Source organism: Bradyrhizobium sp. WBOS07 (assembly GCF_024585165.1).
GTDB lineage: Bacteria > Pseudomonadota > Alphaproteobacteria > Rhizobiales > Xanthobacteraceae > Bradyrhizobium > Bradyrhizobium japonicum_B.
Genome location: NZ_CP029008.1, coordinates 4,736,563 through 4,751,987 on the forward strand (window position 1 = coordinate 4,736,563; position 15,425 = coordinate 4,751,987).

The following is a 15,425-nucleotide window of genomic DNA, read 5'->3' on the forward strand; positions in this document are numbered from 1 at the left end:
CTTTCCAGACGCCCCTTCGACATGGTGCGCTGTGGGTACCGGTAAGATGCGCTGTCCTAGTGATTGTGATAATCCTTGGATTTATGGAAGCATTGTCCAGTGAAAGTGGATAATCTCGGCCGTGGATCGCTTTACCAGCCTGACCGCCTTCGTCCATGTGGTTGAAAATGGTGGCTTTTCTGCCGCCGGACGCCGGCTCGACATGTCGACGACCATGGTGAGCAATCACGTGCAGGCGCTGGAGGACCGGCTCGGCGTCCGCCTGCTCAACCGCACCACGCGGAAGGTGAGCCTCACCGAAATCGGCAAGGCCTATTACGCTCGCTCCATCCAGATTCTCGCCGATCTCGAGCAGGCCGACGACATCGCGAGCGAATTGCAGTCGGTGCCTCGCGGCACGCTGCGCATTCACGTCGCCACCCATATGGTGCCGTTCGTCGCGCCGGTCGTGGCAAAGCTGCTCTCGACCTATCCGGAGCTCAAGGTCGATCTGCGCATGGGCGAGGCCGATGTCGATCTGATCGAGGAAGGCTACGACGTCGCCTTGCGTATGACCCCGCCGCCGGATTCGAGCCTGATCGTGCGGAGCCTTGCGACCTGGCGTCACGTGCTGTGTTGCTCCCACGATTACATCGAGAAGCATGGCAAGGTGCAGAAGCTCGACGAGCTCACGGGGCATAATTGCGGACGGCATTTGAACTATCCGTTCGGCGACGAATGGCGCTTCCTTGATCGCAAGGGCACGCCGGCCTCCGTCCGTGTTTCGGGCAGCTTCGTCACCAACAGCGGGGAAGCGCTGCGAAAGGTCGCGCTGGAGGGGGCGGCCGTCTGCCTGATGGCCGGGTTTCTCATTCAGGACGATCTGGAAGCCGGCCGCCTCGTGCGGCTCTTGCCGGAATATCGGACGGTCGAGCTGTCCATGAACGCGGTCTATCCGCACCGTCATCATCTCTCGGCTAAGGTCAGGACCTTCATCGACCTGATCGTGCATCACAGCGCCGAGCAGCAGAAGCTGATCAATCCCTATTCGTGAGGCCTGCGGTCAGGCCGCTCGCAGCGCCGTCGGCCGCGCCAACAGGGAATCGACCTCCGCCTTCACGGAAGCGATCGCGGCCTCCTTCACGGGCCCATAGCCGCGGATATCCATGGGCGCCCTGGCAATCGCGACGAGATCGGGAAGACGCGCCGCATCGAGCTCGCCGAGCATCCGTTCGATCAGCGCTTCATACCACGCAATCAGGTCGCGCTCGGTGCGCCGTTCCCGGGTATGGCCGAACGGATCGAACGGCGTGCCGCGGAGCCCCTTCAGGCGCGCGAGGATTGCGAGCGGCATCTGGATCCACTGGCCGAAAGCGCGCTTGCGCGGGCGTCCGCGTGCGTCGCGCTCCGAGGGGAGGAATGGCGGGGCGAGGTGATATTGAACGCTGAAGCCATCCTCGAACTCGCGCTTCAACTCGTCGAGGAAGCCGCTCTGCATGTGCAGGCGCGCCACCTCGTATTCGTCCTTGTAGGCCATCAGCTTGAACAGGGCGCGTGCGACGGCCTCGGTCAGGGCCTCGCTGTTGAGGGCAGCCTCCGCGCTGCGAATCCTTGCGACCGTCGCCCGGTAGCGCGCCGCATAGGCGCTGTCCTGATAGGCGGTGAGAAAGTCGGCGCGACGGTCGATGAGCTGGTCGAGCGTCTCGACCTCCGGCGCTTCCGTCGCCTTCGGCAGGAAATCGGGGTCGGCAGCCGCGATCCGGCCCCAGGCAAAGGCCTGCTTGTTGCGCTCGACCGCGACGCCGTTGAGCTCGATCGCGCGCAGCAGCGCCTGCAACGAAATCGGGACCAGCCCGCCCTGCCAGGCAAAGCCGAGCATGATGATGTTGGCATAGACGGCATCGCCGAGCAGCCGTTCGGCCAGCGCGTTGGCGTTGATCGTAGCGAGATTGTGCTCGCCGACGACGCGGCCGATCGCACCCAGCCGGGCGGCGGAGGCGAGATCGGCGTCGCGGAAGCGGACCACGTCGCCGGTCGGCATCTCCGCGGTGTTGACCGCGGCACGCGTGCCGCGGCGGTAGGTGCCGGATGCCTTCGGCGAGGAGCTGACGACAAGATCGCAGCCGATCAGCGCATCGGCCGCGCCCTGGTCGATGCGCACCTGGTGCAAGGCCTCGGGATCCGGTGCGAGGCGAATATAGCTCAGCACAGGCCCGAACTTCTGCGCAAAGCCGGTGAAGTCCAGCACCGAGACGCCGCGGCGTTCGAGATGCGCGGCCATGCCGATCAACGCACCGACCGTGATCACGCCGGTGCCGCCGACCCCAGTCACGAGCAAATCGTAGGGGCGGTCGAGCGATACAGAGGAGGGCAGGGGAAGCGCAGCCGCATGGCCGATGGCGTCGATCTGGCTCGCACTCTTCTTCCGGCGCGTCGCGCCTTCGACGGTAACGAAGCTCGGGCAGAAGCCGTTGAGACAGGAAAAGTCCTTGTTGCAGGCCGACAGGTTGATCTGGCGCTTGCGGCCGAACGGCGTCTCCTTCGGCTCGACGCTGAGGCAGTTGGATTCCACCGAGCAGTCGCCGCAGCCTTCGCAGACGAGATCGTTGATATAGGCGAAGCGCCTGGGGTCGGCCATCTGCCCGCGCTTGCGTCGGCGCCGCTTCTCGGTGGCGCAGGTCTGCTGGTAGATCAGGACCGAGACGCCGGGGATGTCGCGCAGCTCGCGCTGCACGGCATCCATCGCCTCGCGCGGATGGATGGTGACGCCATCAGGCAGGTCGGCGGGCGAAAACTGTGCGGGATCATCCGACACCAGCGCGATGCGTCTCACGCCTTCGGCGCGAACGCTGTGCGCGATCGCATGGACGCTGACGGGACCGTCGACCGGCTGGCCGCCGGTCATCGCGACCGCATCGTTGAACAGGATCTTGTAGGTGATGTTGGCGCCGGCCGCGATCGCCTGCCGGATCGCCATCGAGCCGGAATGGTAATAGGTGCCTTCGCCGAGATTCTGGAAGACGTGCTTGCGGCCGGTAAATCTCGACGAAGCCGCCCAGTTCACGCCTTCGCCGCCCATCTGGATCAGCGACGAGGTCTCCCGGTCCATCCAGCTCGCCATGAAATGGCAGCCGATGCCGGCCAGCGCCTTCGATCCCTCGGGCACCTTCGTCGAAATGTTGTGCGGGCAGCCCGAGCAGAAATATGGTGTGCGCGTCGCGCCCGCGACGTTGATGCTGCGCGCCGCCTCCGGCAGGAGCGCGGCTGCGCGGGCAGCGAGATTGAGGCCCGGAAACATCGGATCGAGCCGGCGGGCCAGGACGCTCGCGAGCGCGCGCGGCGACAATTCCCCGATCCAGGAGATCAGCCTGGCCCCGGTTTCATCGTGCTTGCCGACCATGCGTTCGGGCTTGCTGCCGGGATAGTCGTAAAAATATTCCTTGAACTGGCTTTCGATGATGCCGCGCTTCTCCTCGACCACGAGGATCTCGCGTTTGCCTTTCACGAAGGCCATGGCGTCGTGCAGGGCCAGCGGCCAGACCATGCCGACCTTGTAGACGTCGATCCCGATGCGGCGGCAGGCGGCTTCATCCAGGCCCATCAATCGCAGCGCCTCCATCAGATCGAGATGGGCCTTGCCCGTGGTGACGATGCCGTAAGTGGCATCCGGGATATCGTAGATGTGACGGTCGATCGGATTGGCCTTGGCGAAGGCATAGACCGCGTGCTTCTTCGCCTCCAGCCGCTCCTCGATCTGCGGGCCCGGCAAATCGGGCCAGCGGTAGTGCAGTCCATCAGGCGGCGGCGTGAAATCGGGCGTGCGGAAGGCGCGCGGTGGGCGCAGCGTGACCGATGCGCCCGCCTCCACGATCTCCGAGATCGCCTTGAAGCCGACCCACATGCCGGAGAAGCGGCTCAGCGCGTAACCATATTCGCCGAACGCGAGATACTCGCCGACGCTGGCCGGATGCAGCGTCGGCATGAACCAGCTCATGAAGGCGACATCGGATTGGTGCGGCATCGAGGACGAGACGCAGCCATGGTCGTCGCCGGCGACGACCAGCACGCCGCCATGGGGCGAGGAGCCGTAGGCATTGCCGTGCTTGAGCGCGTCGCCGGAACGATCGACGCCGGGGCCCTTGCCGTACCAGAGTCCGAACACGCCATCGACCTCGCGGTCGCGTTGCGTCTCGACCTGCTGCGAGCCGAGCACCGCGGTCGCCGCGAGGTCCTCGTTGACGGCCGGCAGAAACTCGATGCGGTCCCGCTTCAGGCGTTCCTGGATGCGCCAGAGTTCGAGATCAATGCCGCCGAGCGGTGAGCCGCGATAGCCGGAGATGAAGCCGGCGGTATTGAGACCCGCGGCACGGTCGCGCCTCGCCTGGTCGAGCGCGATGCGGACGATGGCCTGCGTTCCCGTGAGGAAGACGCGGCCCTCGTCGCGGTCGTAGCGGTCGGAGAGCTGATAGCTGTCGAGTGACGGAATGGCGTCCATGGCAGACCTCGCGCGGCACCCTGCCGAATAATGGAAGGGTATGCCCGAAGCCTTGGTAGTTCTTACCTATTCATTCGCAAGGAAGGCGATTTATGGTATAATTTTTCATATCCATGGGGATTTTGGTAGGGTCGACTGAATTGTGAGGTTCCATGATTGAAGACCAGGACACCCGGATTCTCGCCCACCTCCAGAAGGACGGCCGCGCCACCAACCAGCAACTGGCGGAGGAGGTCGGCATGTCCACCTCCGCCTGCTGGCGCCGGGTGCGCGCGCTGGAGGAAGCTGGCGTCATTCAGGGCTATGCGGCCCTGGTCGCGCGCGAGCAGGCAGGGTTTGCGATGTCGGCCATCCTCCATGTCTCGCTGGAGCGGCACGACGCGAAGTTCGTCGACGAATTCGTCGCCAGGGTCACGCGGCGCCGCGAAGTGCTGGAGTGCTTTGCGACCACGGGCGACGCCGACTACCATCTGCGCGTCGTCGTGCAGGATATGGCGGCCTATAACCGCTTCCTCGACGAGTTCATGTTTCGCATCCCCGGCATCCGCTATGTCCGCAGCAACGTGGTGTTGAAAGAGATCAAGTCGAGCGTCGCGCTGCCGTTTTGAGACGCGGGAGGCGCCTTTGTGTGGGCAAAGCGTGGGGTGGGCAAAGGCGCGTTCGCGCCGAGCCTACCATCTCGCCTTGATTTGCGAAAGTGGTGGGCACGCTTCCGCCTTCCCTCTGCGAGCTAATCCCGTGGCCGGACCTTCCAGGCACCGGCCGCCGGCCGCTCGAGCCCGAGATTCTCCCGGAGCGTCTTGCCACAATAGTCCTTCTGGAACAGGCCGCGGCGTTGCAGCTCCGGCACGATATGCCGGACGAAATCGGCGTAGGAGCCGGGCACGCAGGTCGCGGCGATGACAAATCCGTCGCAGCCGCGCTCGACGAACATCTCCTCCAACTTGTCGGCGATCTCCTTGGGGCCGCCGACCATCGCATCCTGGACCTGGCCGCGGCCGGAGAAAGTGACGAAGTCGCGCGCGCTCGGATTGCTCTTGCCGGACGCCTTCAGCACGCCATCGCGGATGCCCAGAATGCCCTGCATGCTCTTCAATTCGTCCGTCGTCAGCGGCTCGTCGAGGCCCTTGGAGGCAAAGTCGTAGTTGAGTGCTTCGGCAAGCAGCGACAGGGCGTCGATCTCAAGCGGCAGCTTGTTGATCAGCGCCATCTTGTCCTCGGCCTCCGCCCGGGTCGCTGCGCAGACCGGCGTCGTCAGATTGCAAAGGAACATCTGGTCGGGATCGCGGCCGGTCTTGGCGGCTTCGTTGCGCACGGCCGCATAGCCCTCCTTGGCAGCAGTGAGATTTCGCGCGGCCGTGAAGATCACCTCGCCCCATCGGCCCGCAAAGCGCTGGCCGCGGCCGGAGGCGCCGGCCTGGATGATCACGGGATGGCCCTGTTGCGAGCGCGGCACGGTGAACGGTCCGCGCGACTTGAAGGCCGGTCCCTTGTGATCGAGCCGCTTCACCTTGCTCGGATCGGCGAAGCGGCCGCTTTGCTTGTCCATGATGAGCGCGCCGTCTTCCCAGGTGTCCCAGTGACCGAGCACCACCTCCATGAACTCGTCGGCGCGGTCGTAGCGGGAATCGTGTTCGGGATGCGAATCCCGGCCCATGTTAAGGGCTTCGCCGTCATTGAGCGAGGTCACGACGTTCCAGCCCGCCCGCCCGCCGGACATCAGATCGAGCGTTGCGAAACGGCGTGCGACGTCGAAGGGTTCGTAGTAAGTTGTCGAGCAGGTCGCGCCAAGGCCGAGCTTGTCGGTGACCATGCCCATCGTGGTCAGCACGATCAGCGGATCCATCTTCACGCAGCGGATGCCGTATTCGACGGTGTGGGCGTGGTCGTTGCCGTAGCGGTCCGGCATCGCCAGGCGATCGTCGAAGAAGGCCATGTGGAATTTGCCGGCTTCGAGAATTCTGGCGATCTCCTGATAATAGTCGGCCGACATCGAATCGTCGCGCGAGTCCGGATGCCGCCAGGAGCTCGGCAGGTTGGTGCAGTTCTGCGCCTGGAGGAAGCCGACCAGGACCATCTGTCGCGTCATGCTGTTCTCCCTTCCGTCACACCAGACCGAGGCCGGTGTCGAGCCGCTATTCCCTCGCCAGCGCGCAGCCTCCTGTCGCGCAGGCACTGTTGCGCGCGCAGGCCTTCGATCTCGCCGGGATAGGAGACGCCCGGCGGGAGCAGGACCGCGCTGATTTGCGTGAGACGATCGGCCTTGGCGATCGGCATGGCGTTCCCGGAGATTCCTGCCCTTCGCGGACAATGGTTGTTGAGGCCATCGTCTCAAAGCGCAGTTGCGATATCAACCGGCTGTAAACCAATACAGGGCTGCAAATTCCAAGAGAGACCGCCTTCGGTGGAGGAATCGTCCACGCTGCGGTATTTTCCGGCAGTCTGGCGCGGTCGTTCGCAGCTCGTTCACTTTGATTGACAGTTTGCAGCGCGCAATAACCACCATTTAGGCGATGGGCCTTCATAAGGTCACCTGGGAAAAACAGGCAGAATGCCCCGGGAGCTGAGATCGTGACGACGACACTCGCGCGCACCTTTGCGGCGCTGAGCGCCATCAACGAAGCGATTCTCTATGCGACATCGCCGGACGAGCTGTACCAGAAGGTCTGCGACGCCGGGTTCTCCAGCGGGGATTTCCTGGCCGTCGCCGTGTTCCTGGTCGAACCGGACGGCCGCCGCTTGCGGTTCGCGGCCGGCTCCGGCGACGACCTCCCGCGGCTGCGCTCGATCATGGTCACGGCGGAGTCCGGCACGCCTGAAGGATCGGGCGTCGGGGGCGAGGCGTTTCGCGAGCAGAAGCTGTGCATCAGCAACGATTACCTCAACGATCCGCGCTCGGTGGCGTGGCGCGAGGGCGCCGCTTCGGCCCATATCGGCGCGGCCGCCGCGCTGCCGCTGCTCTGCAACGGCAAGAGCGTCGGCGTGCTGTATGTGACCCGAAGCGAACCCAATTCGCTGGACGACGAGATGGTGTCGCTGTTCGAGCGCATGTCGGCCAACATTTCCTACGCTCTGGACAATTTCGCGCGTGAGACCGCGCGGCAAACCAGCGAACGGGCGACGCGGCGGCTCAATCGCATGTTTGGCGCGCTCAGCGCCACCAACGAGGCCATCCTGCGCGCCAAGACCGAGCAGGAGCTCTATCAGCGCGTCTGTGATGCCTCCGTTCATGGCGGCAAATCCCTCTCGACCGTCATTTTGCTGAAGGAGCCGGATTCCGATTGGCTGAAGCCAGCTGCGGGTACCGGCCAGAACCTGGAATTGGTTGCTCGAACCCGGTACTCCGTCGATCCGGAGAATCCGTATGGCCGCGGCATTACAGGGGAAGTATTCCGCTCGCAGAAGCCGTGCCTGGAAGACGATCTGCCCGGTCGCACCAAGGGGACGCCGTGGGAGCAGGCCAATATCAATACCGGCGTCGCCGCCTGCGTCGCCGCTCCTCTGATCAAGCATGGTCAGAGCGTCGGCGTCATGCTGTCCTTCATCAGCCGGTCCTGGGCCAAAGACGAAGAAGTCGTCGCGCTGATGCTGCGGCTTGCCGAGAATGTCTGCTTTGCTCTCGACAATTTCGATCGTGAGTCCGAGAAGACCCGGATCGCGGTCGAGGAGGAGCGCCTGGCGCGCATGTATGCCGCGCTCAGCGCCACGAACGAAGCCATCCTGCGCGCTCACTCGCGTACCGAGCTGTTCGATCTCGTCTGCGAGGCGACCGCCAAGGGCGCCAAGTTCACCTCGGCCAACATCGCGCTGGTCGACCATGACGCCGAGCTGCTGCGCGTCGTCGCCTGTTACGGGCCGAATGCGAACGAGGTTCGCAACTTCAAGTTCTCCACCTCCGAGCAGGTGCCGGAAGGCCGCGGCCTGACCGGCACCGCCTATCGTACGCGCCGGCCCGCCGTCAGCAACGACGTGCTCGCGGACGAGCGCATTGCGCCGTGGCACGCCAGCGCACGCCGCACCGGAATCGCATCCTCCGCCGCCCTGCCGCTGTTCAGCGGCGACCGGGTCGAGGGCGTGTTCCTGTTCAACTCTCCGGAGGTCGGTACCTTCACGGACGAATTCGTCGAGTTGCTGAGCAGGCTCCAGGCCAATGTCGCCTTCGCCCTGGAAGGCTTCGATCGCGCCGAGGAGAAGGCGCAGGCCGACAGGCAGCGCAATCGCCTGAGCGGGATGTTCGAGGCGCTGAGCGCAACCAATGAGGCCATCATCCGCGCCAAGACGCGCGAGGAGCTGTTCGAGGCCGCCTGCCAGGCCGGCGTCCTCGGCGACGTGTTCGCTTCGGCCACGATCGGCATCATCGACAGGGACAACGAAGTGCTTCGTGTCGCCGCAGTAAAGGGACGTCTGAAGGAGCAGATGGTCGGGCGCACCTGCAATCTTGCCGCCGGCCATCCCGAGGGTCAGGGCATCATCGGGATGTCGATCCGGACCCGCCGGCCCAGCGTCATGAATGACTACCTCAACGACCCGCGCTCGATGCACTGGCGGACGAAGGCGATTGAGGACGGAACGCGGGCTGCCGCCAGCTTTCCGCTCCTGAAAGCAGGCCAGGAGCCGATCGGCATCCTGCTTTTCCTTGCGACCGAAGACAACACGTTCACGCCAGATCTGGTCGAATTGCTTGGACGCCTCGCCGAGAACGTGTCGTTCGCGCTCGACAACTTCGACCGGGCCGAGGAGAAGGCTCGCACCGAGGCGCAGAAGGAGCGGCTGACACGCATGTTCGCGGCCCTGAGCGCGACCAACGAGGCGATCATGCGGGCGAAGTCGCGCGCCGAGCTGTTCGATCTCGTGTGTCTCGCGGCCTCGAATGGTGCCAAGTTCACGTCGACGACCATCGCGCTGGCCAGCGCCGAGAGCGATCAGCTGGAAATCGTGGCGAGCGCGGGCCCGTCTGCCGATACCACGCGCAACGTCCGCCTCTCCATCGATCCGGAGCGGCCTGAAGGGCGCGGGATGAGCGGCACGGCGTTCCGCACGCGCCAGCCCTGCATCAGCAACGACTATCTGAACGATGATCGCGTCCGCGCCTTCCACGCCATCGTGCGCAGCGACGGCGCGCGCTCGGGCGCGGCATTTCCGCTCATCGTGCACGACCAGGCCGTCGGCGTCATGATCTACATGTCGACCGAGCCCGGCACATTCACGGCCGAGTTCGTCGAGCTGTTGCAGCGTCTCGCCGACAACGTCTCGTTTGCGATGGAGAATTTCGATCGCGCCGACGCCAAGAACCAGGCGGACGAGCGGATCGAATACCTCGCCTCGCATGACAGCCTGACCGACCTTCCGAACCGCGAGACCTTCAACGGGCTCCTGCGCGAGGCGATCGCCGAGGCAGAGCGTCACGATCACCGCTTTGCGGTGCTGTTCATCGATCTCGACCGCTTCAAGGTCATCAACGATTCGCTGGGGCACGAGGCCGGCGACCTGCTTCTGCTCGAAGTGGCGAACCGCCTGCGCGGCGCGCTGCGGGCAAGCGACGTGGTGGCGCGGCTCGGCGGCGACGAGTTCGTGGTGATCCTCGACCAGTGCGGCAGGATCGATGACGTCCAGCGCATCGCGACCGAGCTCTTGACTGCACTCGCCCAGCCCATGGAGCTGGCCGGGCACGAATGTCACACCACGGCGTCGATCGGCATCGCGATGTATCCGGCCAACGGTGCCGACGCGCAGACGCTGACCAAGAACGCCGACATGGCGATGTATCTCGCCAAGGAAGACGGCAAGAATGGCTATCGCTTCTTCTCCAAGGAAGTGAAGACCCAGTCGATCGAAAGGCTGTCGCTGGAGAGCGCGCTGCGCCGGGCGCTGGAGCGCGGGCAGTTCTCGCTGAACTACCAGCCCAAGGTGGAGATGGAGACCGGCCAGATCACCGGCGTGGAAGCGTTGCTGCGCTGGGCCCACCCCGATCTCGGCAACGTCTCGCCGGCGCAGTTCATTCCGCTCGCGGAAGAAACCGGACTGATCGTGCCGATCGGCCGCTGGGTGCTCAACGAGGCCTGCGCGCAGGCCATGGCCTGGCAGCGCAGCGGCCTGTTACCGTTGTCGATGGCGGTCAACCTGTCGCCGCGGCAGTTCGCCGACGAGCATCTGTTGCAGGACGTCGACGAGGCGCTGGCGGCCAGCGGCATGTCGCCGGTGCTGCTCCAGCTCGAAGTCACCGAGAGCATGATGATGCGCAATGTCGGCCGCGCCCTCAAGGTGCTCGACGCCATCCAAAGCCGCGGCATTCGCCTCGCCATCGACGATTTCGGCACCGGCTATTCGTCGATGTCGCTGATGAAGCACTTCCCGATCGACACCATCAAGATCGACCGCTCCTTCGTGCGGGACCTGCCGCAGGATTCGGAAGACCAGGCGATCGCGCAGGCGATCATCAGCATGGGCAAGGCGCTCGGCATGACCGTCGTCGCCGAAGGCGTCGAGAACGCCGAGCAGGAGGCGTTCCTGCGCGCCCATGGCTGCGACGAGATGCAGGGCTTCCTCGTCTCAAAACCCCTGCCGGCGCGGCAGATGGCCGAGCTGCTGCGGCCGATGGTCCTGCCTGTCGCCCCGCCGCTCCAGCCGGAGCCGGACGCTGCCGCCACGGAAGCCGCGGCGTCACGGCTGAAACGCGCCGCCGTCTGACAGTTGCGGCTCGTTCACCTCTCCCGCCAGCGGGAGAGGGAGCGCAGCTCCCATGTGTCGATCAGACCTGATCAAAAGGCCCTATCGCGCCCTGAACGGATGTGCCTTCTGGTGCCAGGCCCAGGCGGTGCGGATCACATTCGCCAGGTCGGAGTGACGCGGCACGAAGTTCAGCACCTTTCTCGCTGCCGACGGATCTGCGACCAGATACGTGGGATCGCCGGCGCGCCGCGGCTTGACGGTGTGCGGTACCTCGCGCCCGGTCTCCTGCCGGATGGCGTCGAGGATCTGGCGCACCGAGAATCCGGCGCCGGTGCCGAGGTTGAAGCTGCCGCCGGCGTGTCCGCCTTCCAGAAGCTTCAGCGCCGCGACATGCGCCGCCGCGAGGTCGGTGACGTGGATGTAGTCGCGGATCGCGGTGCCGTCGGGCGTGGCGTAATCGTCGCCGAACACGGCGAAGTCGACATGTCCCTGAAGCGCCATCATCGCGCGCGGAATGAGATGGGTTTCGTTGTCGCGCAGTTCCCCGATGCCACCGCCCGGATCGGCGCCGCTGGCGTTGAAATAGCGCAGGCAGAACGCGCCGAAGCCATAGGCGGTGCGATAATCAGCGAGCATCCGCTCGATCATCAACTTCGAGGCGCCGTACGGATTGATCGGCGCGCAGGGGAAGTCTTCCGGCAGCTCCTTGGAATCGGCGTTGCCATAGACCGCGCCGGTCGAGGAGAAGACGATGCGATGGCAGTTCGCGTTGCGCATCGCCTGCAACAGCGACAGCGTTCCCTGCACGTTGTTGACATAATATTTCTGCGGGTCGGTCATGGACTCGCCGACCAGGCTCGCCGCCGCGAAATGCATCACCGCCGTGATCTTGTGGTCGGCGAAGGCGCGTGCCAGCGCCGTGCCGTCCAGCAGATCGCCCGTGACCAGGGGACCTGCGACGAAGCTGCGATGGCCTGTCGAGAGATTGTCATAAACGACGGGCTGATAGCCGGCGGCGGTCAATGCGCGGCAGGCATGCGAGCCAATATAGCCCGCGCCTCCTGTGACGAGGACAGTCGGTCGATCGGTCATGTCGTCTTGTGCTCTTCTCTTAGCGGACGGGTCGGTTGCGGCTGAAGAGAAGATAGAGCGCGCGGGGGTTGGTGGTCAAATAGCGCCAGAACAGGCGGCGTGGCTCAAGCAAGGTGCGCCAGGCCCATTCGAGTCCGATCTTCTGCATCCATTGTGGCGCGCGGGAACGGCTGCCTGACAAGAAATTGAAGAGGCCGCCGGATGTCTTGATAACGCCAACATTGGTGAGATGCGGCGTGAACTCCTTCACGAATGCCTGCTCGTTGGGCACGCCGAGCGCGACCCACAGATAATCCGGCGCAAGCGCGTTGATCTCCTCGACCTTCGCGCGCAGCTCTTCGCCGCGCAGATAGCCGTGGCTGTGCCCGACGATCTTCAGCTTTGGATACATCTTCCGGACGTTCTCGACCGCTGCGCTGTTCTCGGCCTCGCTGGCGCCGAACATGTAGAAGGTGCGGCCCAGCGCTTCCGCCTTGCGCGCGACGACGTGGAACAGGTCGGTGGTCGCGACCCGCTCCGGCAGCGGAAACCAGGATTGCAGCTTCGAGGCGGCGACCAGCGGCTGGCCGTCGGCGTTGATCAGGTCGGCGGCACGGAACAGGCGCTCGGTCTGCGGCTCGGTCGAGCAGCGCGCCAGCACCTCGCCATTGGCCGAGGTCAGGAACAGCGGACGGCCGATGCGGCTGTCGGGATCGGTCGCCTCGATCATGAAATCGGCGGTCTCTTCCAGATCGATCGCGGCCATGCGAAGCCCGCCGACGGTGATCCGCGGCACGTCGGCAGTTGCTGCCCGTCCGTCGAGGTTGACGCGGCGCTCAAGCATATTGTCTGCCTCGCTGACGCGTTTCAATTGCAGGGGTGAGTTCGTCGAGCACGACGCCGACGAGCTTGCGCTCGGCGCGGCCGAGCGCGGTCAGGATCTCTTCGAGACTGTCGTTGATGTCGAGGCTGGTCGGCAGCACCGCCACCAGCGCGTCGGTGTCGTCGAGCAGCTTGCGGCTGCCGGCAAGCAGCGGCATCGCGGGGCCGTCGAGGATCGCGAGGTCGTAGCCGCCTGCGGCGCGCGCCTGCGCGATCGCCTTGCGGATCGCGTCGGCGGCCTTGCCGGCATCGCCCTCGCCGGCCGGCAGCACCGAAATGCCGTTGACCGTCCTGATCTCGCGTGCGGCCTTGCTGCCGATCGAGAGCCAGCCGAGCTTGCTCGGCTCGTTCCTGCCGGGGCGGCTGACCTTGTTCGAGAGCGCGTGGGCCTGATGGTCGGCGTCGATCATGAGCACGCGGGCGCCATCGCGCGCCGCCGCGAGCGCGAAGTTCAGGGCGCTCACGCTTCGCCCGGCGGTCTCGCCGCTGCCGACCAGCGCAATGACGGGCATCGGCTTGCCGCCGGCGCGCCGGGCCGCGGCCGTGCGCATGTCGCGCCATGCGTTGAGCAGCTTCGTCAGCGGAAAGCCGGGCCGCAACGTCGGCCAGCCCAGCCGCGTGAGATCGACGCCGCCGCCGGTGGCGAGGATGGCGCCGAGCGTGTGAATGACGTCGGCCTCCTGAAGGCGCGCGATCAGCGGCTTTTCGATCAGGGGGTTTTCGACCATTGCGGGCTGCAGCGGTGGCGCGGCAAGCTCGGGCGGGAGCTGCGCGATCTCGGGGGCCCGCGACGGCTGTTCGGGCCGCGGAGCTTCCAGCGCCCGCGAAGGCTCGGGAGCGCGCGCTGTCTCCGGCGCCGGCTTGCGTTCGCGGCGGACTGGCGCGTTGGCGCCGGCGAACAGAAGCTCGACTGCGACGAACCAGCTCGAGGCCGCGAGCGCGCCGAAGATGAAGCCGATCATGGCGAACAGGCTCATCGCGGGCGGGAACGAGCGCCGCTGCGGCACGGTCGCCTCGCCGATGACGCGGGCCGCCGAGGTGTTCAGGCTCTCCTGCTCCTCGGTCTCGCGGGAGCGCTTGAGGAAGGATTGGTAGACGTCGCGGCTGGCATCGGCCTCGCGCTCCAGCTCGCGCAGGCGCACGGCGGCTTGGCTGAGCTGGACGCTCTGCCGCTTCTGCGCTTCCAGCGCCCGGTTGAGCGAGGCTTCATAGTCGCGGGCGCGCGTCAGATCGTTTCTGGCGGCCTGGGCGAAGCGGTCGATCTCTTCGCTGATGGTGCGCTTGAGGTCCTCGACCTGCTTCTCGGTCTGGCGCAGCGCCGGATGGCGTGGTCCGAGCTCGCCGGCCTGCTCGGCGTATTTCTTGCGCGCATCGGCATATTGCGCGCGCAAATTCGCGATCGTCGGCGATTGCAGCGCTTCCGGAATCGCGCCGGCATCGGCTGCGGTCCGGCGGCTCGCCTCAATCTGGTCGAGCCGTGCCTGGGCATCCATCGTCGCCGCGCGCGCCGCGGAAAGCCGCTGGTTGCTGGCCGAGAGCTGCTGGTCGCTGATCAGCGCATCCTGGGTGCCGACGAAATTGTTCTGCGCCTTGTAGGTGGCGAGCGCCGTCTCGGCGTTGCGCAGCCGCTCGCGCAGCTCCTTGAGGCGGCCGGAGAGATCGCTGGTGGCGCGTCGTGCGGCCGAAGCCTGCGAATTGCGGGATTCCGCGAGATAGGCACTGGTCAGCGTGTTGGCGAGCATCGCCGCCTTCGCCGGATCGGTCGACCAGACCTCGATGTCGACGATGAAGCTCTTCTCGGTCTTGCGGATCGTGATGTGCCTGTTCAGCGCCTCGAGCGCCGCAAGCTGCACCTCGGTGTTGGCCGCATTAGAGGGCGCGCGGGGCTGCAAGCCGATCAGGCCGAGCAGCGAGGACATCAGGCTCCTGCCGTCGCCGCCGCCGAATTCCGGATCCTTGTCGAGACCGGCCTGCTCGATCACCTTGAGCAGGACGCTGTTGGCGGTGATCAGGCGCGCCTGGCTCTCCACTACCATGGACATGCCGGAGACGTCCTGCGCGCGCGGCGTCAGCTCCCGGTCGACGAGCTGAAGCTCGCGCGGGTCGACATAGAGCTGGGCGGTGGCGGTGTAGCGGGGCGTCAGGCTCTTGCCGATGGTGACGGCAAGCGTTGCGCCGAGCAGGGCAGCCGCGGCAATGGCGACCTTGCGCCGCCACAGCAGATGGGCGAGCTCCACCACGTTGAAGCCGGCCTGAGATCTCTGATGCAGAGGCTCGGGTCTCGCCCGATCGATCGGCTGGCTATAGTCAAGCATGATCCCCAGCTTTC

At 65.6% G+C, this 15,425-nt stretch carries 8 protein-coding genes; 3 read left to right on the top strand and 5 right to left on the bottom strand.

Translation table 11 applies throughout. The annotated features are described in order from the left end of the window. Positions 1 to 121 precede the first annotated feature (121 nt). Complete coding sequence (locus DCM79_RS22555) at positions 122 to 1,033, top strand: LysR family transcriptional regulator (RefSeq protein WP_257176404.1); 912 nt, start codon at positions 122 to 124, stop codon at positions 1,031 to 1,033. Positions 1,034 to 1,042: 9 nt separating this feature from the next. On the opposite strand, the gene DCM79_RS22560 is transcribed toward DCM79_RS22555, so the two are convergent. Next, entirely contained in the window at positions 1,043 to 4,474 is a 3,432-nt protein-coding gene (locus tag DCM79_RS22560) for an indolepyruvate ferredoxin oxidoreductase family protein (protein ID WP_257176405.1), read from the bottom strand. Positions 4,475 to 4,626: 152 nt separating this feature from the next. Here DCM79_RS22560 and DCM79_RS22565 point away from each other — a divergent pair, with 152 nt between their 5' ends. Further along, positions 4,627 to 5,082 carry an Lrp/AsnC family transcriptional regulator gene (locus DCM79_RS22565; protein WP_028134282.1) on the top strand — a complete coding sequence of 152 codons (456 nt, stop codon included), beginning with the start codon at positions 4,627 to 4,629 and terminating at the stop codon, positions 5,080 to 5,082. Positions 5,083 to 5,204: 122 nt separating this feature from the next. Here the strand turns inward: DCM79_RS22565 and DCM79_RS22570 are convergent, their stop codons facing one another. After that, on the bottom strand, positions 5,205 to 6,563 hold the full coding sequence (locus DCM79_RS22570) for an LLM class flavin-dependent oxidoreductase (RefSeq protein ID WP_257176406.1): 1,359 nt from the start codon (positions 6,561 to 6,563) through the stop codon (positions 5,205 to 5,207). A gap of 482 nt (positions 6,564 to 7,045) precedes the next feature. On the opposite strand from DCM79_RS22570, the gene DCM79_RS22575 reads away from it, so the two are divergent. Beyond that, positions 7,046 to 11,161, top strand: a complete 4,116-nt coding sequence (locus DCM79_RS22575; RefSeq protein WP_257176407.1) for a GAF domain-containing protein — start codon at positions 7,046 to 7,048, stop codon at positions 11,159 to 11,161. Positions 11,162 to 11,242: 81 nt separating this feature from the next. Here DCM79_RS22575 and galE read toward each other — a convergent pair whose 3' ends face one another. The 3 genes from galE to DCM79_RS22590 are packed head-to-tail and all read right to left on the bottom strand — an operon-like array spanning position 11,243 to position 15,411. Beyond that, positions 11,243 to 12,235, bottom strand: coding sequence for a UDP-glucose 4-epimerase GalE (gene galE, locus DCM79_RS22580; protein ID WP_257176408.1), 993 nt, complete (start codon positions 12,233 to 12,235; stop codon positions 11,243 to 11,245). Between the two features lie 19 nt (positions 12,236 to 12,254). Continuing rightward, on the bottom strand, positions 12,255 to 13,058 hold the full coding sequence (locus DCM79_RS22585; protein ID WP_257176409.1) for a WecB/TagA/CpsF family glycosyltransferase: 804 nt from the start codon (positions 13,056 to 13,058) through the stop codon (positions 12,255 to 12,257). Continuing rightward, a complete protein-coding gene (locus DCM79_RS22590; RefSeq protein ID WP_257176411.1) occupies positions 13,051 to 15,411 on the bottom strand; it encodes an exopolysaccharide transport family protein in 2,361 nt (786 codons plus the stop codon). The genes DCM79_RS22585 and DCM79_RS22590 overlap by 8 nt, the downstream gene beginning before the upstream one ends. Positions 15,412 to 15,425: the final 14 nt, after the last annotated feature.

Excerpts from the sequence above, each read along its gene's own strand:
- DCM79_RS22565 (WP_028134282.1), top strand. The coding sequence starts at position 4,627 with ATGATTGAAGACCAGGACACCCGGATTCTCGCCCACCTCCAGAAGGAC.
- DCM79_RS22585 (WP_257176409.1), bottom strand. The coding sequence starts at position 13,058 with ATGCTTGAGCGCCGCGTCAACCTCGACGGACGGGCAGCAACTGCCGAC.
- DCM79_RS22560 (WP_257176405.1), bottom strand. The coding sequence starts at position 4,474 with ATGGACGCCATTCCGTCACTCGACAGCTATCAGCTCTCCGACCGCTAC.
- galE (WP_257176408.1), bottom strand. The coding sequence starts at position 12,235 with ATGACCGATCGACCGACTGTCCTCGTCACAGGAGGCGCGGGCTATATT.
- DCM79_RS22590 (WP_257176411.1), bottom strand. The coding sequence starts at position 15,411 with ATGCTTGACTATAGCCAGCCGATCGATCGGGCGAGACCCGAGCCTCTG.
- DCM79_RS22570 (WP_257176406.1), bottom strand. The coding sequence starts at position 6,563 with ATGACGCGACAGATGGTCCTGGTCGGCTTCCTCCAGGCGCAGAACTGC.